The sequence below is a fragment of the Streptomyces halobius genome (genome assembly GCF_023277745.1).
Lineage (GTDB): Bacteria > Actinomycetota > Actinomycetes > Streptomycetales > Streptomycetaceae > Streptomyces > Streptomyces halobius.
On the sequence record NZ_CP086322.1, the window covers coordinates 4,244,030 to 4,266,103 of the forward strand.

A 22,074-nucleotide genomic window follows, 5' to 3' on the forward strand; every position below is an offset into this window, starting at 1 on the left:
TGCGACGGGCCACGCGTGGCTCCCCCTCTGTGAGCAATGTGTCCTTCAGGAAGCGACGGTATCAACGCTTCCCCATTGAAGTTCCACCAACTTGAACTTGCTGGTCATGGGGCTGGTGTGGGCTGTCGGTCGTGTTCTCGTGCTGGTTGGTTTTGCAGGTGCGAGCCGGCAACGTTTGTCGACGGTTTTGGGCAGCACTCGGCGATCACAGGGCTCGGAAATGTCGATGAGAACTAGCAACGCTGTCGACGCGCGAGGGCCGTGCCGAGGAGTGCTTGAGATTGTCGTCGCTCCCGCGATATGCCGTCTCAGTGTGTGGTGAGGCGTGCGATCGTCCCGATCTCAAGAGCGGTCCACATTGCGCCGTCCGGGCCTTGAGCGATGCCGTGGGGTTCTGAGGACGGGCTGGGGAGATCGTGTTCGTCGATACGGCCGTCAGGAGTGATCCGTCCGATGCGATTGGCTCCCCACTCGGTGAACCAGCAGTTCCCGTCGGTGCCGGCGGCGATGGCGTGCGGGCGTGACCCGGGGTCGGGAAGGGCGAACTCATCGATCTTTCCGTCCGGCGCGATCCGTCCGATCTGACCGCTTCCGATTTCGACGAACCACAGGGCACCATCGGCGCCGGCTGTGATGCCGACCGGGGCGCTGGCAGGCGTTGGCAACGAATGGACGGTGACGACACCGTCGCTTGCGATAGCACCAATCGCGTTCGCCTGATTCATAGTGAACCAGAGCCGGTCGTCCGGGCCGGGGGCGATGGCTGAGGGGAAGGCTCCCGAGATCGGGAGGGGAAACTCGGTGACGTGACCGTCGGTCGTGATGCGGCCGATGCGGTCGGCGCTGGCTTCGGTGAACCACAGGGCGTCATCGGGGCCCGCCGCGATCCCGAATGGCCCGGCATCCGAAGTCGGCAGTGGGAACGAGGCGATGTCTCCGGCTGTGGTGATGCGGCCGATGCGATGGCTGCGGAACTCGGTGAACCACAGTGCGTCATCGGGCCCTGCTGTGATGATCGACGGTCCACTGGAAGCCGGTTCGAGCTGGTAGGAGGTGTTGTCGCCGTCTGGTGTGACCCGGCCAATCCGTCCGTGATGGACCATGGTGAACCACACTGCGCCGTCTGGTCCGGCAGTGATTCCGTAGGGTCCGGCCTCACTGTCGGAAACGGAGAGCTCCATGATGGAAACGGTCGGACGATGCGGCATGGGCGGGTTCCTTGGATGGCGGACGGTAGAAGTGCGCCTGCGGATGCTAGCCGGACAGTGACCCCCATGCTCCTGGATATTTCCGCGGCTGCAGCGGTCAGTCCGACCTGGGGCCGACGAATGCGGCACCTGGCCGAGGAAGGACCATGACAGGTCAGCTCGTGGCGGCGCCTTGCTCAGCTGCTCGTGCCCTGGTGCTGGCGAGCCGGTAGGAGTCGGTGCCGGTCTCGATGATGTTGCCACCGAACGTGAGCCGGTCCACGATAGCCGCGCAAAGCCGCGGGTCGGTGAAGGTTTTCGTCCACCCATCTGGGGCTGGCACTTGTTCCCTCAGGAGGGTTGCTGCTGCCACCTGCCCGTATCGCCTTCCTGCGGTCCTCGTTGATTCTCGTGGTGGCGCCCGGATTTTGAAGGTGCTGGCTTGACCGTTCAGGTGCGAGGAAGGTGTGCTGGTGGCCGAGGCGAGACTGCAGGTCATCGCGGGTGGGGGCGTCCCGCAGCAGCCGCTGGTCACGGACCCGTGGCAGTTCCAGTCCGCGTGCGTCGATGCGTTCGTCGCCTCGTGGCGAGCCCGTGGATTCAGCCCGGTGACCATCGACAACGACATCGGGCAGTTGGAGCGGACGCTCAAGGTTCTGGGGCGGCCTGCGTGGGAGGTGACGCCGGAGGACATCGACCGCGTGGTGGGCGACCTGGCCGTGCAAGGACGCAAGACGTCGACCCGGCGCGAGTATGTGCAGATCTTCAAGGGGTTCCACCGGTTCCTGCAGGCCCGCAAGGCAGCCGAGATCGAGGCCGCTTTCGGCGTCCGACTGGTGTGCCCGGTCGACGAGTTCAACGCCTCCCGTCATGTCGGAGATGACTCGCCGGCCCTGCTGCCGCCTCCGACGCCGGAGCGGGTGGCTGAGTTCTTCGACTTCATGAAGCAGCGGATCGCGACCGCGCGAAAGTACGGACCCGCCGCGCGGGACTATGCGATGTTCCGGACGCTGTATCACGCCGGGCTCCGCTCGGAGGAGGCGTCGCTGCTGGAGAAGCCGGACCTGCACTTTGTCCGTGGACCGTTCTGCAAGCTCCATGTCCGCTTCGGCAAGGGAGCCCATACTTCCGGGCCGCGGCCGCGGTGGGTTCCCATGCTCGACGGGCTCGACCTGGTGCTGCGATGGTTCCTGGAGGACGTGCGGCCCAAGTTCCCCGATTCGCCGGTGCTGTTCGCCGACGAGTCCGGCGGCTCCCTGCATCGCGGGACCATCCGCAACCGGCTGCGGCGTCTGATGGAACTCGAAGGTCGCCCCGCTGCCGAGTGGTTCAGCCCGCATGCCCTCCGACGAGCGTGCGCAACCCACAACTACGAACGCGGCGTCGATCTCGTCGCGATCCAGCAGATGCTCGGTCACTGGACAGTCAGTTCGACCATGCGTTATGTCAAGCCTCGGGAATTGCATCTAACGGGCGAGAAACCGCAGGTCGCCAGTTCACGGCAAGAGGTTGAGGGACTCCAACGCTACTACCAACTAACAGCCTGATCAGGGAAGTTGCCCACACCATCCCATCTGATGCATGATCTGCCCTCCAGAAGGGAGGGTCTGGAGTGGTGCATCAGCGCAAGGTGGCCCTGGCTGGGGCAGCTCATCTGGAGCTCGTTTCCGGGGTCGTCCAGTTGCGTCCTGAGGACGCGATGTTCGACGCGATGCTGCGGGGTTGGCGGGCTCAGCAGAAGTCGCGGGGGCTGCAGGACGAGACGGTTGACGACCGGGAACGGCTGGTCCGCCGGTTCTTCGAGTTCACGAATGAGTACCCGTGGCAGTGGACACCGGGTCACATGGATGAGTGGTCGGCCTCGTTGACTGGTGAGAAGCATCTGGCGCCGTCCACGATCCGCAGCTACCAGGGCGATGTTCGCCTGTTCACCGAGTTTCTCATCGATGCCCGCTACGGATGGGGGCCAGCTTGCGAGGAAGCCTTCGGCACCGGGCCGGTGGCGATCGCTCATGAGTGGAACACCCTCCCGCACCTGCAGGACTATGAGGGTGACCCGGAGGCGAGGCCGTTCACCCGCGAAGAGCTGCAGCGTTTCCTCGACTACGCCGACGACCAGGTCGATCGTGCCGTGAAGTCCAAGCGCAAGGGAGCCCTCGCTGCCTACCGCGACGCCACCCTCTTCAAGGTCATCTACGGCTGGGGACTTCGGCGGACCGAGACGTCCAAGCTGGATGTGGTCGACTTCGGGCGAAACCCGAAGGCTCCGCAGTTCGGCCGGTACGGCACGCTCAACGTCCGCTACGGCAAAGCGAAGAAGGGCCAGCCGCCACGGCGCCGGAACGTGCTGTCGGTGATGGACTGGGCCGTCGACGCGGTCGCCGACTACGTCGAGAACGTCCGGCCGCGATTCGGGTTCCCCGATCATCCGGCTCTCTGGATCACCGAACGCGGGGGACGCCTCCAGCCCGGTTCCATCAACGACCGCTTCGAGGCATACAGGGATGCCCTAAAACTCCCAAAAGATCTAGTTCCGCACTCAATCAGACATTCTTACGTCACGCATCTGACCGAGGACGGGGTCGACCGGCGCTTCATCCAGCAGCAAGTCGGCCACGAGTGTGACAGCTCCACGGCCATCTACACGCACGTCAGCGACGACTTCGTGAACACTGCCCTGAGCAAGGCCCTGGCCCCGGCGTTCGCCGGCGTCTGACGAGGAAGGACCGACATGAACGAAGCAGTCAAAACCGAGGTTCTAGCGGAACTCGACACGCTGCGGCGCGTGAGCGGTGTCGTCGCCGGCCACGCCGACCTGGTGCGCGAGTACTCGGCGGATGGCTCGGAGTGCCGGATCGTCTTCGCCGACCTGGCGGACGGCGAGGTCGTGGAACTGGTCCGCGGAGAGCGGGAGCTCGCCCGGTCCGGCGGCTACACCCTGGAGTGGAAAGTCTACGGCCACGACAGGCAGCAGGGCCTGGCTGCCGCGCTCGAAGCAGCGGGCTTCGAGCCCGACGAGGAGGAGCAGGTGCTGATGCTCCCGGTCGCCGAGGCATCATCGGCCCTCTTCGACACCTCGGGCTACGAGGTGCGGCAGGTGACCGATGGCGCCGAGCTCGACGACTACGCCGAGATCTCCCGCCAGATCGGTCGGCGTAACGCGGACGAGGAGCATCGGCAGCTGGCTCCGCTGCTCGAAGAGCAGCCTGACGCGATGAGCGTGCACATCGCCTGTGCCCAGGGCGAGCCGGTCTCCTGCGGACGGGTCTACTTCCAGGCTGGCAGCCCGTTCGCCGAGCTGGCGGGCGCCCGGACCAAGACGACCCACCGTCGACAGGGCTTCTTCACTGCAGTGGTCGGCTCCCGGCTGCGGCAGGCCAGGGAACGCGGCTGCAGGCTGCTGGTCACCGATGCGCTGCCCACCTCCGAACCAATCCTGCGCAAGCGCGGCTTCGAGGTGGTCACCTTCACCCGGCCGTACATCTTCGAGCCGGACAACTGAGCGCCTTGGTGCGCCGTCCGGAAGACGCGGCCCCGGCGGAAGTCGGCTCGGAGGACCGGGCCCGGGACTCGCGGGCCGACGAGAGGGAGGAACTCGATCATGGTCGCCAAGCTCGACTACCGCTGGCACCTACGCAAGGTGATGGCGGACCGCGGGATGTTCTCCACCACCGACCTCATCCCGCCGCTGAAGGAACGCGGCATCTCGCTGTCGTCAAGCCAGGTCTACCGGCTCGTGGTCGAGCGGCCCGAACGGCTGAGCCTGAAGATCCTCATGGCCCTGCTCGACATCCTGGATTGCACGATGGACGACCTCATCGAGCCGATCGCCGCGGCTGGCACAGTGAGGAAGCCGAAGAAGGCCGCCGCGGGCGGCAGCGAGACACCCGCAGAGGGGCTCGGCGGCCTGCGCCCAAAGCGAGCCAGGATCAGGGGTGTTGACCACCCGTGACTGCCCCGGACCATGACAGCCGCGCTGTCACCGACCCAATCAGCCTGGCCACTGACCTGATCACGCGAGTTGAGAAGGAACTTGGCCCCGAGACGATCCGGGCTGTGGTCACCGCAGTCGCCGGCGGACGGGCCAAGTCCCGCATGCTCGCCGCCGCGCTGGCCCGCCGCCCAGCGGTCTTGAACGACGGCCGGTCCCCGGCCCCCCGGGCCGTCGGCGACCTGCTTATCGCCCTACGCAAGGCCGGGGCCCAGGCGACCTCGCCACCGGTCTGCGCCGAGTGCGGCAAACACCTGCGCACGCTCCAACGCCGCGGCCAGGACTGGTACTGCGGAGTCTGCGGGCCCACTACGTTCGAACCCTGCACCGGTTGCGGAAAGACCCGACGCGTCTCCACACGAGACCGGGCCGGGAGACCACGCTGCGTGAGGTGTCGCGACATCGACGGACGGGACCCCCTTGCGGTGATTCGCGGCGTGATCGCCGGACTGGACCCGCATGCCGACCCGGACGTGGTCGCCGACGTGGTCCGCCACTCGGCACTGCGGCCCGCCAACCAGCAGAAGATCGCCTGGGCTCTGGAGGCCGACCCCTCGCTGCTGACCGGCAACGGACACCTCGCGCCGTTCCCCGTGATCCTGCGGCTGATCGACCGGCTCATCGACGCCGGAGTCGCCGGGATCGTCCGGCCTGCCTGTCCCCGCTGCCACAGAGCCGTACGCATCAGCAAGCCCCTCGACGGCCAGCGGGTCTGCCGCAACTGCATCGCCAAGTCCCGCGTCGAGGAATGCGCACGCTGCGGCACCCGCCGTGACCCGGCCACGCGAGACGACCAGGGGCGACCGCTGTGTCCGAACTGCCTGATCACAGACCCGACCAACCTGGAAACCTGCATCGTCTGTGGCCGGCGGCGCCTGGTGAACACGCGGACTCCCGACGGGCCGATCTGCCCCACCTGCCGCCCGCTGCCGACGCTGGTCTGCTCGATCTGCGGCCGCACCGCCCCCTGCACCCTTTCCCGCCTGACCGATCGGCCCCGTTGCGGCGCCTGCGATCAACGTGAAGCCCGCTGCACCGGCTGCGGCTCCTTCCGCCGCGTCCACTCCGGCACCCCTCAGGAACCTGTCTGCGGCCCGTGCACGAAACCGGACGCCGAACTCTGGCGCCCCTGTCCTGTCTGCGGTCAAGCAGAACGACTACGTGCCCCAGGTCCTTGCCGCCGTTGTGTCCTCAAGCATCGGCTCGACGAACTCCTCGTCGGCCCGTCTGGCGCCGTCGCCCCGAAGCTACGAGCCTTGCACGAGGCCCTGGCCAGCACCGAACGGGCGGCAACAGCGATCCACTGGCTGTCCGGCGGCATTGTCTCCACCGTCCTGTCCGACCTGGGATCCGGCCGCCGACCACTGACACACGAGGCCCTGGATGAGCTTCCGGACGGCAAGGTCGTCGAACACATCCGCAGCGTCCTCGTGGCCGCCGGCGCCTTGCCCTCGCGAGACGAGCAGATGATCCGACTCGAACGCGTGGTGAGCGATCTCATCAGCTCCCACTCCACCGCCGAAGGGCGCCAGATCCTCCACCGATACGCGACCTGGCATCTGGTGCGGCGTCTTCGCCACCGCACCAGCGGCGAAGACGTCACTCATGAACAGCTCGTCGTCGTCCGCCAGCACCTCCGGGCAGCTGTCATCCTCCTGGGCTGGCTCGCCGAGCAGGGCCTGACCATCGCCACCTGCCGCCAGGCTGACCTCGAACGGTGGTTGACCAGCGATGACGCCCGCCTTCGCCAGGAGGCTGGGCACTTCGTCCGCTGGGCCCTCGCACGGAAGATCGCCAGCGACCTCAGCTTCCCCGCCGTGAAATGGACCGGCCCCTCCCGGCCCATGGACGACGAGGCCCGCTGGGCCACCGCCCGTCGTCTGCTGCACGACGACTCCATCCGCACCGAAGACCGCCTGGCCGGGCTGCTGTTGCTCCTCTATGCCCAGTGGCCCTCGGCGATCTCCCGGCTGACTGTCGACCACATCGAGGAGACAGGCGGAGCGGTCCGCATCCGCCTCGGCGACGTTCCCATCGACCTGCCCGAACCTGTCGCTGACCTGGCCCTTCAGCAGGTCGCAGTTCGCCGCAGCCATGCCGTTCTTCCCCGCACAGCCTCGCCCTGGCTCTTCCCCGGCGGCCAGCCCGGCCGTCCGATCAGTGCCTGGGCGATGGGAGAACGACTCCGCAAGCTCGGCATCCGTCTCGCCCAGACCCGCTCGACTGCCCTGTTCCAGCTCGCCACCGAGCTGCCCGCCGCGATCCTCGCCCGCACCCTCGGCATCCACATCACCGTCGCCGTCAAGTGGCAGCGGGCTGCCGCCGGAGACTGGGGCGCCTACGCAGCCGAGGTCAGCCGGAGGAACGGCTCGTGAGGCAGGCATTCCGAGAGTTCCAATACCCGAGTGCACCATTACGGCCCTCCGCGACGTTCATCGAGGATGCCTATCAAAAGGCCGTCGCCGGCACTCTGGCGGAGCTGAGCGGGAAGGACAGCACGGCATGAGGATCCGATGGCGCCTGCGGATGGCCGCTGCCCAGCGTGAGGTGTGGACCGGGAGCGAACTGCGGCGGCTGCTGGCTGAGAAGGCCGGGCTGGAACTGTCCTCGGCGTCGGTGTCCGCGCTGTTCACAAAGGAGCCATCGCAGGTGAAGATGACCACGCTGGCCGCGTTGTGTACCGCGCTGGAGTGCACCCCCAACGACCTGATCGAGGTCGACACCACCCCTGTCGAGCGGCCCATCGCACCCCCTCGGCCTGTCGCCGACCTGCCCAAGGCCGCCTCCGGCCGGGGCCGGTCAATGCCACCTCTGTGACGCCCGGCGGCCGTGATGGGCAAGAAGCAACGCGACTGCGTCACCTGCGGGGCCTCGGTCAGCTATCGGGACCGGCAGCACTGCTGCCGGTGCTGGCGTCGGCTGAAGGAGTTGGAGGCCAGGGCGACGTGCCCGTCGTGCGGCCGCGACCGGGTTCTGCAGCCGGACACCGGCCGGTGCATCCTTTGCTCGCGCGTCTGTGAACAGTGTGGGCATCCAGTGCGGTCCGCGGAGAGCAGGCTGTGCCGGGACTGCCGGAACAAGGCCCGGCGGCTCGCGGCCCAGCAGCCGTGTCCGCGCTGCGGTAAGCCGGGCTATCTGCGTGAGACGACCGGCTGGTGCGGGCCGTGCTCGCACCCGGGATCGTCGACGAAGCCGCCCAGGGTCTGCCGCGAGTGCGAGGTTCGTCAGGACGAGCAGAGCACGCAACAGCGTGGTGGCGTGACGGACTTCCAAGCGGAGCTTGGTGTGGATGCGCCGTTCTTCAGGTGCGCGAAGGCGTGCTCGCAGACCTCCCACGCTGCCCCTTTGGTACGGCATTGGCTTCGCCGTTCCACGCTGCTGGCCCCGTGCCGTCTGGGTCACGTCCGTGGACGTGACCGATGCTGCGGCCCTTGGGCACCTATCGGATCTCTGAGCACGCTCGTGGTCACCAGGAGGACGGAGGTGAGGTGCGGGTGACCACGGCAGGAAGCCGCCCGCTCTCGATCACCTGCCGCGGCAGTGACAGCCCGAAATGCTCACCGGCGACCTTCAACACCCGGCGCTTCGCTTCGACAGGCGACAGCTCCTCGTCCTCGCCAAGCAGGTCATCGATGCAGTCTTCCGGCGGGATGACTCCGGCCGCTTCCAGCGCCGGGCGCAGCAGGTCGGGCTGGGCGCCGGCGGGGTCGTAGCCGAAGCCCAACTCGAAGTGCAGCTGCAGCTCACCGTCGGCGAGGTACCTGAAGAAGGAGGGCGGATCGTCCGGCCGTGGGTCGAAGATCAGCACCTCTGCGCCGCGGGACACTGCCGGGTCGAGGGACCAGCCTTCGCTGCCCCCGCACTCCACGATGAACGACCAGTCGCCGCTTTGGCCGATGCGGCCGACGCAGTAGATCTGCGTGAGGTCGACCATGCGGGACGCTTCCTGGATGGTGAGGGCAGGCCCGACCTCGACCGGCTCATGGTCGGCCATGCGTTCGGCCAGCTGCTGAGGGCTGAGGCCGCGGGCGCAGGTGATGTACAGGTCGGTGGCGTTCAGGTTCGCGCTCTGCCAGGCATCGGCGATCCATGCAAGATTGTCGGGCATTGCCGTTTTCTCCTTCCGTACAACGTGGGGCTGGTGGGGCACAGCGAGAACCTGGTGCTGTGCCCCACCAGCGGTCAGCAACCTGTCACGGCTTGGGAACCGTGCAGGCCACGGTCGCCTTGGACGCATCGCAGTGCGCGAACTGGGGGAAGTTCACCCAGTACGGGTCCTTGTCCAGCATCCGGTACTTGTTCGCGAAGCCCGAGCTGAACGCTCCCCCCATCGAGGTGGAGTTGATCCATCCCGACATGGCCGAGCGGCCACACACCTCCGTCCATGTCGGAGCAGCCTCACGGACGTCGTCGTACAGGTGCCATTCGCCCTGCTTGACCCGGGTGGCGTAGGTCTGCACGCAGTCGTTGCCGGTGTCGACCTCGTTCATGCCGCCTATGCCGGCGGGCATGCCGCCGGAGTTGTAGGTAGAGGCGTAGGCGAACTCGTCGCACGACGCCTTGTCGCCCGGGCTGATCTCGGGAACGGTGGTGGCGTCTGGGTTGCCGTAGGTGGCCGCCCATCCGTCAGGGCAGATCACCTTGCGGTTGTCGTCCGGGTCGCGGCCGGGCGCGTTCTTCGACGCGGCAGGCAGGTAGAACAGGGGTCTTTTGGCTGCCTTGCTGCCGGGGTGGTTGGGCAGCTTGGCCTGGATCAGCCATGCGTGCGCGACGGCCGGCGGCGTCTTGTCGAAGTTCATCACCCACGTCGGGATGTATTTGTAGAAGGTGCAGCCCGGTGTGGTGGAGGAAATCTTGTCGCAGCGGATCTGCGCGTCATTGGCCTGCCACCGTGTCGCGGCCGGGTTCGCCACCGGCGAGTAGGCGGTGATCTTCGTGGACAGGTCCAGCGTGTCCGCGTTGCGCACCGCGTTCCAGGTGTGGTCGATTTCCCCGATCGCCGTGTGCGAGAACGGATCCGCCCCCGACCACTCCAGCGCCCCGTTCCATGACTGCGGGCCGTTCGAGCACCTGTCGCCCAGGAGGCAGTCGAACTCCACGTTGAGCGTCACCGAGCCGAACTTCGGGTCGATCGCCGTCGGTACAAGGATGAGCTGCTGTGTGAACGTCGCAGAGTTTCCCGCGAGTTTCACCTCCTGGCCGACGGCCCAGGAGGCGTTCAGGGTCTCGCCGGTGGGCTTTCCGTCCTTGATGACGATGCCCACGTACTCGTACGTGAAGCCCCCGATGCATGCCCCATACCGCTTGATGTCCGAGTTGTAGTTCGCGCACCAGTCGACCAGGTGAGGAAGGTTGGCGTTCGCTTCCTTGGTGAGGGCGTCGCGGGTTTTCTTGCTGGTGTCCGGTATCAGTCGCGAACACGGCTGGATCCCTGTTTTCTTGTTTAACTTGCCGCAGTTCCAGCCGTCTTCGGCGCTTCGGCCGGTGGGTGGTTCGGTCGGGTCGACCGGGGTCATGATCGGCTTGGCGATCTTCTTCGGCTCCTGGTGGTCGTCCTGATTGACCGCCGGAGCGTCCTTTTTCGGCTCAGGCAGGGTGATGCTCACCGCCCGGCCACGGGTGTGGAACTTCGCCCATGAGGACCAACTGGTCTCGTACAGGCCGCCGTCGTAGGCGCTGGTGCGGAAGGCGTAGGTGGTGTTCGTCTTCAGGTCGCCGTACCTGAGGGTCACCGACGCCCTTCCGCCGGACGTCACGAAATCGGACACCACCACACCATAGGCGGCGGGTTGGCCCGTATCAGGGTCGGTGAGGTGGACCTGGTCCTTCGGGTTGCCGTCGGCATCCGTCGTGTAGACCTCGAAAGTCAAGTTCGCCGCGTCATCGTCGGCGTCGGTGACGGTGTTGCGCAGCGTGACGGTGGTGCGATTGGCCTGCCACACGCCAGCCGAATCCTTGGTGAACGTTGGGCCGGCTTCGAGGTCCTTGCCTGAGACGGGCCGGTGGTTGTTGGCCCTGGTAAGGGCCTCCGGACCTGCCGCGGGTCGGGAGGACGGTGCATAGTCCCCCGCGGGAGTGCCGTCGCCGCTGTCGGCTGCGGCGGCCACGCCGCCGGATCCCAGGAGCAGGATCGAGCAGGCGCCGAGGGCGAGTTTCGACAGGATGCGTCTTCTTCTTAAGCTTCCGGACAAGAGAAGTTCCCCTCTGGCCCCGCTCACGTGTTCCTTCTGAGCGAGGCTTGTCGGTTGCGATTCGTCGCACTGTCGTTCTATGAGCGCCTGACCTAGGGCGGCAAGGTCATCAACCGGGGCACACGCCATGAACTGGCGGCGGTGGACGTGACGATGGACACGGTTGTGCACTGCGGGGTCACGATCGTGTGAAGGTATCTGAGTGTCTTGAAGGGAAGTTGAGGTTCAACATCGAAGCGGCGTCGGCCGTTTCAATGCCGCCGGGGGGCATGGCCCCAGCTGAACCCGAGTCCGGTCAACTCCCGGCATCGTGTCCTCGTGCTGGTCGTGGGCGGCTGTCGGAGCGCAAGAGCGTCTGCCCTGTCGGCGGTCACGGATCCGCGGATTCCCCGGCGTGCGTAAGACGTCTGTCCGTACGATCCGAGCCGGAGCTGCGTCTGGTGGCTCAGGATGCGGAACCGGACCATCTAGGAACTCGTCTCCCGGGCCCAGGCCGACGGGCTGCAGCTGACCGGCGAGGGCGGCCTGCTGCAGCAGCTGACGAAGCGGCTCCTGGAGTCCGCTCTCGACGGCGAGATGACCGATCACCTCGGCTATGACAAGCACGACCCGGCGGGTAAGAACGGCGGCGATTCGAGGAACGGGAAGCGGTCCAAGACCGTTCTGACGGACGTCGGGCCGGTCGGCATCGAGGTTCCCCGGGACCGTGAGGGCAGCTTCGAGCCGCAGATCGTCAAGAAGCGGCAGCGACGGCTGACCGGCGTCGACGAGATGGTGCTGTCGTTGTCCGCGAAGGGCCTCACGCACGGCGAGATCTCGGCCCATCTTGCCGAGGTCTGTGGGGCGGAGGTGTCCAAGCAGACCATCTCCACGATCACGGACGCGGTGATGGAAGGCATGTCCGACTGGCAGAACCGGCCTTTGGACCCGGTCTATCCGGTCGTGTTCATCGACTGATCGATCCTACAGTTTGAGGCGCCCAGCAGTCCACGGAACACGTGGATGACATCTCAGCACTGGCGTCGATTAGGGTGCCGATGTGTATCTGGCGCTGATTTCCCTCGGTGCCGCCTTTGGCGGGGGGGCCGGCTTGTTCATATCACGGCCGGCCTACCGGCTGGCGGTCGCGGCGGGGGAGAGCTGGCGGACTCAGTGTCCGCAAGGTCACGTGATAACCGGCCCAGCGGCTGGCTGGGTTGGTTTTGCTCGTTGCGCTGGAGGCGGTCAGCCGGCACAGGTCGCAGGGGCAAGGGATCGCAGCTGTGGATATGGCCGTGGGCGGGTTGTCGCTCCTGTTGTTACGGGGTTGACCTGTGCTTTGCTGCCTGCGGTGGCGGGGGCGCGTCCGGAGCTGGCGGTGTGGATTCTGCTCGCACCGTTTTTGGTCCTTCTTGGGCTGGTTGATGCAGTCGTGCATCGGCTTCCGGACATGCTCACGCTGCCGATCGCTGGTGTCACGGTGGCCCTCTTGGGCGCGGCCGCGCTACTGCCTGGTCACCAGGGGAACTGGATTGCCTCGGTGGAAGGCAGTTTGGCGCTCGCGGCCTTGTATTTCGCCATGTTTCTCATCAACCCATCCGGTATGGGGTTCGGGGACGTCAAGCTGGCGCTCACTGTGGGTGCGCTGTTGGGCTGGTATGGCTGGCCCATTCTCTTCCTGGGCACGCTGGTGACCTTCGCGTGTGGTGCGCTGTTCGCAACGGGCCTGTTGGTTACCCGGCGTGCGACGCGTCGGTCAGCAATGGCCTTCGGGCCGTTTATGTTGCTGGGGGCTTTGGCGGGGGTTCTCTTCGGGGCTTGGACGGTCTGAGTCGTCGTGCCCAGTAGCTGCTGGGGTGTTGACAGTTAAATGGCTGGAATAGCTGGTTCAGCTGCGGAAGCGGTCAACTGTTTGAGAGAGTGCTTGTGGTCCGCGCTGGTCCCCCCGTGCCAGCGCGGGCCATTTGTTTTCCCGCCTGCCAGTTCGCTCAGTTGGCGATCCGTGTGCTCCACGTCGGCAGTAGTTCGTCGAGAAGAGCCAGGGTCTGGGGCGGGAGGCCGCGGACTGGGGTGTGGTGGCTGAGCAAGCGCCGTGCGACGGCTTCGAGGTGTTTGGTGTCGCCGGTTGTGTGGACGGCGCGGAGGAGTTCGTGCCAGAGGCGTTCGTCGGTTGGTGCCGTGGTGAGGGCGGATTCGAGGGCTGTCGCGGCGGCTTTCGGGTGGTTGCGCTCTTGATGGTGGGTGGCGAGGGCGAGGGCGGTTTCGACGATGAGCAGGCGCAGTTGGGCGTCGACGATCTCGTTGGTGAGCCAGGTGTAGCGGCCTTCGGGCCGGTCGGCCAGGAGCGGGCCGCGAGCGAGAGCGAGGGCGTCGGTGAGGAAGCGTTCGCGGACGGCGGGGTCGTTGGCGCCGGCTCCGGCCGTGGCTTGGTGGTGGAGGGTCTGGAGGACGTCCCAGTCGGATACGACGGAGGGCGTGAGGGTGAGGCGGCCCGTGGCGTCGATGGTCAGGCGCGGGGTGCCGTCGGGGTCGTTGCCCAGCCAGGTGCGTAGGCGGCCGATGAGGGCGTCGTGGACGTCCTGGGTGACGCCGCGGGGCCACAGGGCCGAGGCCAGGACGCGGGGATGGACGCCTTCGCGGTGCAGGAGGAGGAGCGCCAGGGCTTCGTGCAGGAGGGCGCTGCGTTCGGCTTCGGGGGTGTCGAGGCCGGTGATCTCGTACGGGCCGATGATGCGGGCGTAGACGGCGGGCGGGGTGGGGCCGGTGAGGTCGACAGCCAGGGGCGGTGCCGCCGGGCCGGGGCCGTCATCGGTGGGCGTGGCCTGCGCGAAGAGTTCGACGACGGCGTCGTGTTGTGCGGCGGGGAGGAGCTGCGCGGCGAGGTCCAAGCCGAGGAGCGGGGCGACCAGGCGGCCCTCGGGGGTGATCTCAAGCTGCCAGTTGGCGCCCGGCAGGTCTGTTTGGGCCGTGGCCAGAAGGTAGCCGATGCCGAGCCGACCGGAGTCGGCGGCGAGCTCGGCAAGGTGCTGTGCCTCTTCCGGGGAGGGCTCTGCGCCGAGGAGGACCAGGTGCGGCGCCGACTGGGCGTGCTGGGTTCGGCCCGTGCGGCCGGTGAGGACGGTATCGTGGCCGGCGGCTGCGAGGGCGCGGCGGCGGTGATCGGTCTCAGCGTCCATGGTTTCGAGCAGCGCAGCCACGTCGGGTAGGTGACGGAGCCGGGTGGGCGCGAGGGTAGGGAGCGTGTCGCCGAAGCCGACGAGGGTGACGGTCATGCGGTCGGACCAGCCATTGGTCGCGAGTTCGGCGGCGATTGAGGAGAGGACCGCGGTGCGGGCCATGGGGGCGCCCGAGAGCGATACCAGGCCGGGAACGGCTTCGAGGTTGAGCAGCAGGCGCGCGCCATCCAGGGTGCCGAGGCTCACCAAGCCGGGGTACGGCGCGGCGGTGCCGTCCTCCTGCGGCAGCTGCGGCACGGCTGCGCGTTCCAGGCGCCAGAACAACTCGCCCTGGCCCAGCGTCCAGGGGGCGGGCGGCTGACCTGCGTTGTGGGCGAGCTGGAGATGGAGCTCCGTGCCGGTGAGCCAGGCGGCGTAGATGGTGGGCAGGGTGCGCCCGGACGCGGTCAGGGCGCAGGTCAGACCGCGCAGGGCGAGATCGAGATCGCGTACGGCGTTGGGATCAGCGCCGATCAGGAGGGCGTCGTGGGCGTCGGCTGCCGGGCCGGTCGGGACCGGGGCAGCGTGGCGACCCGGGTGGATGGCACGCGCCGCTGCGTCCCACAGCGCGGTGCGGCGCCGGCGGCCGAGCGCGGCGAGCAGCCCGGCGGCGAGCAGCGGGGCGGCGATCAGGACCTCGGGCAGCCCGACCGCCGGGGCGTCTTGCACGGAGGTGGAGGGCGCCGGAGCGGTCGTACGGTCGGCGGGGGAAGGGTGTGACGGCGCGGGCGGAGCGACGTGCTCGGCGGGCGGCTGATTGCCCCGGTGTGCTTGTTTCCCTTGTTGTGCCCGTTGTTCACTGTTCTGATCGTTGTGGGCATGGTCCGGGGTCTTTGTGGTGCTGGTCTTGTCGTACGCGGTGATCTGCTCGTGTACGTCGGGGTCGACCTTGGGTGCCTGGTCGGGCATCTCGACGAGGTCGCCGCCGTGTGCGTCGGCGGGCATTTCCACGATCCATCCGGGGCGGATCAGGCTGGCCAGGGAGAGCCGGGAGCCGTCCGGCTGGAGCCGGTCCTTGTTGAGCTCGTAGATCTCCTTGTAGCGGCGGCCGTCATCGAGGTGGCGCTGGGCGATTTCCCACAGGGAGTCGTGATGGCGCCCCTCGGGTGGCTGGATGCGGTAGAACTTCGTCGATTTCGCGCTCTTGTGCGGCGTCGCGGCGTCCGGGCCGCTCGTGGCACCCGCCTTGTCTGCCGCGGCATGCTGCTGGTGCTGTGCCGACCCGTGCGGGGCTGCCTGCTGGTGCGCACCCGGCGTCTGCTGTGCGGCCGCTGTCGTCAGGTTGCGCTGTGGTGCCTCGTTGCCCGGGCCGAGACCGGACAGGTTCGGGGCCAGGCTTGCCGCGGATGCGCCGAGCAGCAGCAGAGCGGCAATGAGCTGCCGAGCCATGAGCTGGCTGGGGCCCGCTCCAGGGATCTGGGTGGGCAGCCCGACCCCGGACACTGCCGCTTTGACCTCGACGAGGACGCAAGCGGCGAACTGCGCCCAAGCGACCCAGACGACGACGGTGAGAACGTCGATGAACGTCGTCAGAGTAATCGGCTGCTGGAGAGTGGACAGGGACGGAACGGAGTCGGGGAGCGGCCAGCCAACGAAGTAGACGAGCGCGCCGGGTACGGCGATCAGCAGAGCTACAAGTGCGAGGGCGGCGAGGGCGGCCTTGACGAAGTCGCCGGCGGTGCGGGTGTGGCGGGGCAGCGGCCTGGGCTGTGGGGTCGTGTAGGGGGTGTGTCGGGCCATGGCTTGCTGCTCCCGTGGATCGTGGATCGGTGTGGACGGCGGGTGGGTCTCAGCCAGTGCGTGACTCGGCAATGGAGGTTCCGTGCACAGTGATCGCTCCGTCGTAGAAGAGCCCGGTCAACACGGGCCGATAGGTGAGCTGGATATCGACCTCTACCTGTTGTGCGTTGGCACTCAGGCAGTGGGAAGCGGCGGCGTCGGGGCCGGACAGTCCGACCTCGCGGGCATAGGCGGCCACCCGGCTGCCACAGTTCTGGTAGTTGATGCGGGCTTCGCCGGTGCTTCGCAGAGCTTCCTGGTCGATGTCCTGAGCGGCGTAACGGGCGGCCTGCTCGGCGATATCGGCGGCGCGTTCGCGCTGGGAGATGGACAGCCCGCCGTCGATGACGAAGGCGGCCAGGGACATGAACAGAACGGCGAAGATGATCGCGGCCGCGCTGCCGGAGCCTCGGTCGTCCCAGTGCCTGATCCGGCCGAAGGTGAGAGCGCGCAGGACGGTGTGCCGGCGGGGGGCGCTCATTGGGCCCTCCGGAACGGATCGAGGGGCGAGGTAGCGCGGCCGGTGAGGTTGGTAGGAATGTTCAGGCCGAGCATGCTCAGCCCCCGGATCTCGCAGCTGACTTCGACGGTGAAGAGCCCGCCGGCCTTGAAACCGGCGCTCGCCTTGCGGACGGTGACCGGCCCCGAGCACACGTCCGTCAGGTCGGCTGTGGCCGCCTTCTTTGCTTCGCTCATGGCGACCGGCGCGTCCCGCTGGATCGACCCGGCGCGTGCGGCATCGCGTGCCGCACCGTCCACGGCACCGCGGCCGTCGACGAGCTGCCCGAACGCGACCAGCACCAGGATGAACAGGATGATGACCGGCGCGAGGATCACCACCTCGATGGAGGAAATGCCCTGATCCATGGAGGGCATCTCCTGATCAGCGTCGGCGCCGGAGCCAAGACGTCGTATGAGCCTGCGCACGCCCGGTCAGCCCCCATCCGGCACGAAACGCTCAACCGGCCCCTGCGACCGCGCATGGACGGTGAAGTTGAGACCGGGGAAGATGTTCGGCACGCGGGCTGTGATCTCCACTCCGACCGTGTTCTGTTCCGGCCGGACCGGATTGACGTGTGGCTCGATGAGCAGCTGCGGCCCCAGCTGCTCGATATAGCTGTTGGCCTTGGTCGTTGCCTTGCCTCGCCAGCCGCCGGGATTGTCGTCCGCCTCGGCACGGGCGTCGCGCGCTCCGGCCTGGGCTGCCGCTTGTGCCACATGATCGGCGAAGAAGTACAGGGCGAACTGCACGGTTGCGAAGATCATGAAGAACAGGACAGGGGTTAGCACCACGAACTCGATCGCGGACATCCCCGCATCGCGCTGCGTGGTGGCCGCCTGCGTTCTGCGGCGTACGAAGCGTCGAAACCCCTGACGGACTCGGTTCATTGCGGGGTGGCTCAGCAGGTCTTGCTGGCCGAGGCGCCCTTGATGCAGTTGCCGACCTTCGTCGCACCGCTCTTGAGCGCATCGTTGATGATCCAGGCGACGGCGCCGACGATCGCGACGACGACCGCAGAGATGATCACCCATTCGACGGCGGATACACCGCGGTCCGAGTCTTCGGAGCGGGCGCGCTCCAGCCGCCCCTGCAAAAAGGTGACCAGGAAGTCCACGGCCGGATGACTGAAGCCGAGCTTGTTCATATCAAGAGTCCCCCTTGAAATTGGTGATTGCCATCGTTACATCTGGAATACGCGGATCGCCGCTGGAAAAACGAGGAAGACCAAGAACGCGGCGCAGAGCAGGAGTTGGGCCACGAGCATGGACTGCGACTTCTCGCCCGCTCCCCCCTCGATCTCCGAGAGTTCGCGCTGCCGCATGGTCTCCGCCCTTGACGCCAGAGACTCGCGGACCTTTGCCCCGTCGTCCGCCACAAGACCCAACGACGCGGCGAGGTCGCGCAGTTCCTCCACGCCGAGTTCCTCGCCGAGCCGCCCCAGTGCTTCCCACTGGCTCGTACCGGTGATCCGCGCATCGGCGAGGCAGTTACGGATCCGACGCAGCGCCCATCCGTCGCCCACCTCGGCCGCCGCCATCAGCGCCTCGGGCAGCCCGCGACCGCCGGCGAGGTTCATGGCCACCAGGTCGAGATACGCCCCGATCACCCGGCGCAGGTCCCGCCGCCGATCAGCCGCGTCCCGCCGGATCTCCAGATCAGGCAGTACGAAGAAGATGGCGGCGAACACCAGGGCCAGCCAGATGGGGATGGCCGGGCTGCTGCCCCATCCCGCCGCCCACACGGCGGCGAAGACGAGCGGTCCGAAGAAGAGTCCGCACGAGGCCAGCAGGACCTTCGTGGCCAGAAAGGACTCCCAGCCGCGGTCGAGAACCGCCAGGTCCGCGCGCATCGACCGCAGCTCCCACCCTTGCTGCAGGTAGAAGGCGGCGACCCGGGCCCCCACGCGAGCACGCAGTGGCGCCAGTCGGCCCGTCACCGGCGCGGATGCACGGATCGGAGCGTGTACGGCACCACGGGAGCGCAGCGCATCGACTCTGGCCACCGTCGCCACGGCTCCGCGCCGGGAGGGCAGTAGAGCACGCACGAGCAGGTAGACGCCTAGTCCGAAGACCGCGCCGATCAGCACCATCATCGTCATCGCTGGACCGCCCCCTTCCCAGGCCGAATGCTGTCCGACTGAGAGCCGTCAGGTCCGAGTGAGGTCTGCGGCGATTGTGGGCGGGCAAGGTGGGTGGGTGGCTCTTCCCGGACCAGGAAACGGTCCGGCGTCTCGACGCGTGACAGCTTCCGCAGCCACACAAAGCCCAGCGCGAACAGTCCGCACACCACCGCCAGGACGAGCTGCCCGAGCGGCGTGCCGTACGGCTCGACGAAACTCCGGTTGAAGATCGACAGGCCGAAGACGAAGGCCAGCGAGACGCCCACCACGATCTGCACGCTGCGCCGGGTGCTGGCGCGCTGCGCCATGACCCGCTGCCGCATCCCGACTTCCTCACGCGCGGATTTCGCCAGCGCACCAAGGACTTGGCGCAGCCCGGGGCCGCGCAGGCGGGAATTGAGAATGAGCGCCGCGATGATGATGTCCGCGGATGCGTCATCGATCTCGTCGGCGAGCTGCTGCAGCGCGGCGGGCAGCGGAGTACGGGCGCGCAGACGGTCCACGAGGGCATCCAGGTGTGGGCGCAGGGCCGGGGCGGCAGCGCGCGCCGAAGCCGGGATGGCCTGTTCCAGGCCCACCGCGCCGGCAATGGTGTCGCGCATGGACTCCGTCCAGGCGGCCAGCGCCTCCACCCGCCGCATCGCGGCCCGTTCCTCGGCCGCGCCGCCGAAGAAGCGATGCCATGCCAGGACGAGCACGGCGGCGGCGAGGGCGAGGACAATCCACCGGGTCAGCAGCAGCGTCAGCAATCCGACACCGACAGCCAGTGATCCGCGGCGGCTGGCGAACCGGGCCAGGTCCTGGGCCCGCTTGCTCGCCTTGGCTCGTTCATGCGCGGGCTTGGCGGGCAACCCCCGCAGGGCGAGGACCAGCAGCGCCAGGCCCCCGCCGACACCAATCCCGCAAGTGAGCGCGATCAGCACCGGCAGCGAGAAAAGGCTGCCCATCGAACCGAAACCTGTCATCCGCCGCTCACCCCCACGATCCGCTGGAGCGGTAGCCGTAAGCGGCCAGCTCCTCGACGCAGGAAAGGGGCGCGTGCGGCACGATCCGCCCGTCACCCGCCTCGGCGAACACCTCACTCGACAGCACTCGCCCGTCCATACCGTTGACCTCACGGATGGAAGTGACCGTGCGGCTGAGCCGTCCACCGGCGGCATAAGCGTTGCGCCGCTCGATGAAGACGACGAAGTTGATCGACCCGGCGATCAGCATGTGCGTGGCCTCAATCGGCAGCCGCTCCTGCGCCTGGAGCGCATACGTCGCGATACGGCTGAACACCTCGGCGCTGCCATTGGAATGGATCGTCGACAGAGACCCGTCGTTGCCCTGCGACATGGCGTTGAGCATCGTGACGATCTCATCGCCGAGCACCTCACCGACAATGACCCGGGACGGGTTCATACGCAGAGAGCGCCGCACCAGCTCCGCCATGGAAATGGCGCCTTGCCCCTCGGAGTTGGCCAGCCGCTCCTCGAACGCCACCACATTCGGGTGCAGTTCCGGAAACTGATCCAAACCCAGTTCCAGCGCACGCTCGACCGTGATCAGCCGCTCCTCGGCCGGGATCTCATTCGCCAGCGCCCGCAGCAGCGTCGTCTTACCGGCATTCGTCGCACCCGCGATCATGACGTTCTTCCGCGCCCGCACCGCAGCCGACAGGAACGAGCCGATCTCCGGCGTCAGCGTCCCGTTGCCGACCATGTCCGAGACGAACACCTTGCCCATACGAGCCCGCCGGATCGACAGCGCGGGCCGACGGGTCACGTCCATCACAGCCGACAGTCGCGAACCGTCCGGCAGACGCAGATCCAGCTGCGGATTAGCCGTATCAAACGGCCGCGAGGACAGACCCGAGTACGCACCGAGCACCTGAATCAGCTCGACGAGCTCCTCATCGGACTCGGCCACCGGCTCGGCGGCCACCTCACGCCCATCGGCGTAACCGACAAAGACGCGGTCGCAGCCGTTGATGTCGATGTTCTCGACGTCCGGGTCATCCAGCAGCGGCTGAAGGCGCCCCACACCGAACAGGGCCGCGTGCACACCGGCCGCGTACGCCTCCTCGGTCTCCGCATCCGGCGGAGTACGCCCCAGGTTGATCTCAGCCCGCGCGTGATCCTCAAGGATCTGGGCGATGACGGAGCGCGCGTACTGCCGCTCATCCTCACCCGTCATCGGCGCGAGACCCGACGCCTGGTCGAGACGGCGCTGCTCGGCAATCCGGTCGCCGGCCTCCTGCCGGAACCGCTTGATCAGCTGGTGATCGATGACGCTCATCGGCCCGCCCCCGGAACCGGCCCCCGCAGCCAAGCGGCGCCGTACTGCCGATACAAGTCCTGCACGACCTTGCGCGACGAACGGATGAGCAGCGTCTTGTCCAACCTGCCCCCCTTACGCCCCGCCAACTGCGCGGCACCCGCCGGATCGCGGGCAATCGTGCCGACGACCTGAGCACCCACCTGCGCCTGCAGCAGCATGCTGTTCACCTGGCCCGCGATCCGCGCCGCCCCCGAGGGCTCGGCAATCAGCAGCACCCCGATCAACGGCATGCCCAGATGGGCCCCGCCATGGTGCCCGCCGTGCAGCTTCGCCGATAGCGCAGCCGCACGATCCCGCACCCGGGCGATCTGCTCCGGCTCCGTACTCGACACCAGCAACACCACAGATGCGTCCGCCAGCAGCTCAGGTGTGGGGGACTCCGCCCCGATACGGCCGCAGTCGGCGATCACGTCCGCCGCGCCCCTGGGCGACTCCCCGAGACCGGCGAACGCACGCCCCAAGGTGCCCCAGAGCCCCGACAGACCGGCAGCCTGCTCGGACGTACCGAGCCCCACGAGAACGTCGAGCCCGCCGGACATCGGCTGGACGTGATCCCACACCTGCTCCGCGACAAGCCCACGCCGCGCTGTTGCCGCCAGCGACAACAACCCGAGGTTCGGGTCCAACGGACCGCCATGCGCAGCGACACTTCGATAGACGAGATCTCCACCGGCCGGATCGGCCTCCGCCAGGAGCGCGCGGCGTGGCCACACCGCAGCCAGGGCGACCGCCGCCGTCGTGACCCCAGGGGACCCCTTGTCCGCCGCGAGGGCAATCAACGCCATATCT

The 22,074-nt window shown here is 67.6% G+C and carries 19 protein-coding genes and 2 pseudogenes; 8 read left to right on the top strand and 13 right to left on the bottom strand.

Annotated features, from left to right (window positions below; translation table 11 throughout):
* Positions 1 to 308 precede the first annotated feature (308 nt).
* Together K9S39_RS19260 and K9S39_RS19265 are read right to left on the bottom strand one after the other, a co-directional pair.
* Positions 309 to 1,208: a Vgb family protein gene (locus K9S39_RS19260; RefSeq protein ID WP_248868859.1), complete on the bottom strand. Its 900-nt coding sequence runs from the start codon at positions 1,206 to 1,208 to the stop codon at positions 309 to 311.
* Positions 1,209 to 1,362: 154 nt separating this feature from the next.
* Positions 1,363 to 1,515 (bottom strand): annotated as a pseudogene (locus tag K9S39_RS19265) (ATP-binding protein); the annotation flags it as partial.
* A gap of 280 nt (positions 1,516 to 1,795) precedes the next feature.
* On the opposite strand from K9S39_RS19265, the gene K9S39_RS19270 reads away from it, so the two are divergent.
* From K9S39_RS19270 to K9S39_RS19295, 6 genes are all read left to right on the top strand, one after another.
* A complete protein-coding gene (locus K9S39_RS19270) occupies positions 1,796 to 2,734 on the top strand; it encodes a tyrosine-type recombinase/integrase (RefSeq protein ID WP_248864612.1) in 939 nt (312 codons plus the stop codon).
* A 65-nt stretch (positions 2,735 to 2,799) separates the two neighbouring features.
* Positions 2,800 to 3,903 (top strand): tyrosine-type recombinase/integrase, encoded by a 1,104-nt coding sequence (locus K9S39_RS19275; protein ID WP_248861903.1) that lies wholly within the window; start codon positions 2,800 to 2,802, stop codon positions 3,901 to 3,903.
* A gap of 15 nt (positions 3,904 to 3,918) precedes the next feature.
* Entirely contained in the window at positions 3,919 to 4,689 is a 771-nt protein-coding gene (locus K9S39_RS19280) for a GNAT family N-acetyltransferase (protein WP_248861904.1), read from the top strand.
* A 99-nt stretch (positions 4,690 to 4,788) separates the two neighbouring features.
* On the top strand, positions 4,789 to 5,139 hold the full coding sequence (locus tag K9S39_RS19285) for a helix-turn-helix domain-containing protein (protein WP_248861905.1): 351 nt from the start codon (positions 4,789 to 4,791) through the stop codon (positions 5,137 to 5,139).
* A 104-nt stretch (positions 5,140 to 5,243) separates the two neighbouring features.
* Positions 5,244 to 7,553, top strand: a complete 2,310-nt coding sequence (locus K9S39_RS19290) for a site-specific integrase (protein WP_248861906.1) — start codon at positions 5,244 to 5,246, stop codon at positions 7,551 to 7,553.
* 127 nt (positions 7,554 to 7,680) lie between these two features.
* A complete protein-coding gene (locus K9S39_RS19295) occupies positions 7,681 to 7,995 on the top strand; it encodes a helix-turn-helix domain-containing protein (protein ID WP_248864613.1) in 315 nt (104 codons plus the stop codon).
* A gap of 649 nt (positions 7,996 to 8,644) precedes the next feature.
* Here the strand turns inward: K9S39_RS19295 and K9S39_RS19300 are convergent.
* Together K9S39_RS19300 and K9S39_RS19305 are read right to left on the bottom strand one after the other, a co-directional pair.
* Positions 8,645 to 9,286, bottom strand: a complete 642-nt coding sequence (locus tag K9S39_RS19300; RefSeq protein WP_248864614.1) for a DUF6461 domain-containing protein — start codon at positions 9,284 to 9,286, stop codon at positions 8,645 to 8,647.
* 85 nt (positions 9,287 to 9,371) lie between these two features.
* Positions 9,372 to 11,369: a hypothetical protein gene (locus K9S39_RS19305; RefSeq protein ID WP_248864615.1), complete on the bottom strand. Its 1,998-nt coding sequence runs from the start codon at positions 11,367 to 11,369 to the stop codon at positions 9,372 to 9,374.
* Between the two features lie 471 nt (positions 11,370 to 11,840).
* On the opposite strand from K9S39_RS19305, the pseudogene K9S39_RS19310 reads away from it, so the two are divergent.
* Together K9S39_RS19310 and K9S39_RS42425 are read left to right on the top strand one after the other, a co-directional pair.
* Positions 11,841 to 12,323: pseudogene (locus tag K9S39_RS19310) on the top strand (transposase); the annotation flags it as partial.
* 403 nt (positions 12,324 to 12,726) lie between these two features.
* Positions 12,727 to 13,179: an A24 family peptidase gene (locus K9S39_RS42425; RefSeq protein ID WP_319949564.1), complete on the top strand. Its 453-nt coding sequence runs from the start codon at positions 12,727 to 12,729 to the stop codon at positions 13,177 to 13,179.
* A 157-nt stretch (positions 13,180 to 13,336) separates the two neighbouring features.
* On the opposite strand, the gene K9S39_RS19320 is transcribed toward K9S39_RS42425, so the two are convergent.
* Genes K9S39_RS19320 through K9S39_RS19360 form a run of 9 tightly spaced genes read right to left on the bottom strand, consistent with a single transcriptional unit; the run spans position 13,337 to position 22,070 of the window.
* Positions 13,337 to 16,303: a BTAD domain-containing putative transcriptional regulator gene (locus tag K9S39_RS19320; RefSeq protein ID WP_248864617.1), complete on the bottom strand. Its 2,967-nt coding sequence runs from the start codon at positions 16,301 to 16,303 to the stop codon at positions 13,337 to 13,339.
* Positions 16,304 to 16,352: 49 nt separating this feature from the next.
* Positions 16,353 to 16,823: a TadE/TadG family type IV pilus assembly protein gene (locus K9S39_RS19325; RefSeq protein ID WP_248864618.1), complete on the bottom strand. Its 471-nt coding sequence runs from the start codon at positions 16,821 to 16,823 to the stop codon at positions 16,353 to 16,355.
* Positions 16,820 to 17,218 carry a TadE/TadG family type IV pilus assembly protein gene (locus K9S39_RS19330; RefSeq protein ID WP_406707969.1) on the bottom strand — a complete coding sequence of 133 codons (399 nt, stop codon included), beginning with the start codon at positions 17,216 to 17,218 and terminating at the stop codon, positions 16,820 to 16,822. Before K9S39_RS19330 ends, K9S39_RS19325 begins: the two co-directional genes overlap by 4 nt.
* A gap of 57 nt (positions 17,219 to 17,275) precedes the next feature.
* Positions 17,276 to 17,731 carry a TadE family protein gene (locus tag K9S39_RS19335; RefSeq protein WP_406707970.1) on the bottom strand — a complete coding sequence of 152 codons (456 nt, stop codon included), beginning with the start codon at positions 17,729 to 17,731 and terminating at the stop codon, positions 17,276 to 17,278.
* Positions 17,732 to 17,742: 11 nt separating this feature from the next.
* The gene (locus K9S39_RS19340; protein ID WP_248864621.1) at positions 17,743 to 17,988 is read right to left on the bottom strand and encodes a hypothetical protein; all 246 of its coding nucleotides are present in this window, start codon (positions 17,986 to 17,988) and stop codon (positions 17,743 to 17,745) included.
* A 36-nt stretch (positions 17,989 to 18,024) separates the two neighbouring features.
* Complete coding sequence (locus tag K9S39_RS19345; RefSeq protein WP_248868860.1) at positions 18,025 to 18,936, bottom strand: type II secretion system F family protein; 912 nt, start codon at positions 18,934 to 18,936, stop codon at positions 18,025 to 18,027.
* A 2-nt stretch (positions 18,937 to 18,938) separates the two neighbouring features.
* Entirely contained in the window at positions 18,939 to 19,910 is a 972-nt protein-coding gene (locus tag K9S39_RS19350; protein ID WP_248864622.1) for a type II secretion system F family protein, read from the bottom strand.
* A 25-nt stretch (positions 19,911 to 19,935) separates the two neighbouring features.
* Positions 19,936 to 21,243 carry a CpaF family protein gene (locus K9S39_RS19355; protein ID WP_248864623.1) on the bottom strand — a complete coding sequence of 436 codons (1,308 nt, stop codon included), beginning with the start codon at positions 21,241 to 21,243 and terminating at the stop codon, positions 19,936 to 19,938.
* Complete coding sequence (locus tag K9S39_RS19360; protein WP_248864624.1) at positions 21,240 to 22,070, bottom strand: hypothetical protein; 831 nt, start codon at positions 22,068 to 22,070, stop codon at positions 21,240 to 21,242. The genes K9S39_RS19355 and K9S39_RS19360 overlap by 4 nt, the downstream gene beginning before the upstream one ends.
* Between the last annotated feature and the right edge of the window lie 4 nt (positions 22,071 to 22,074).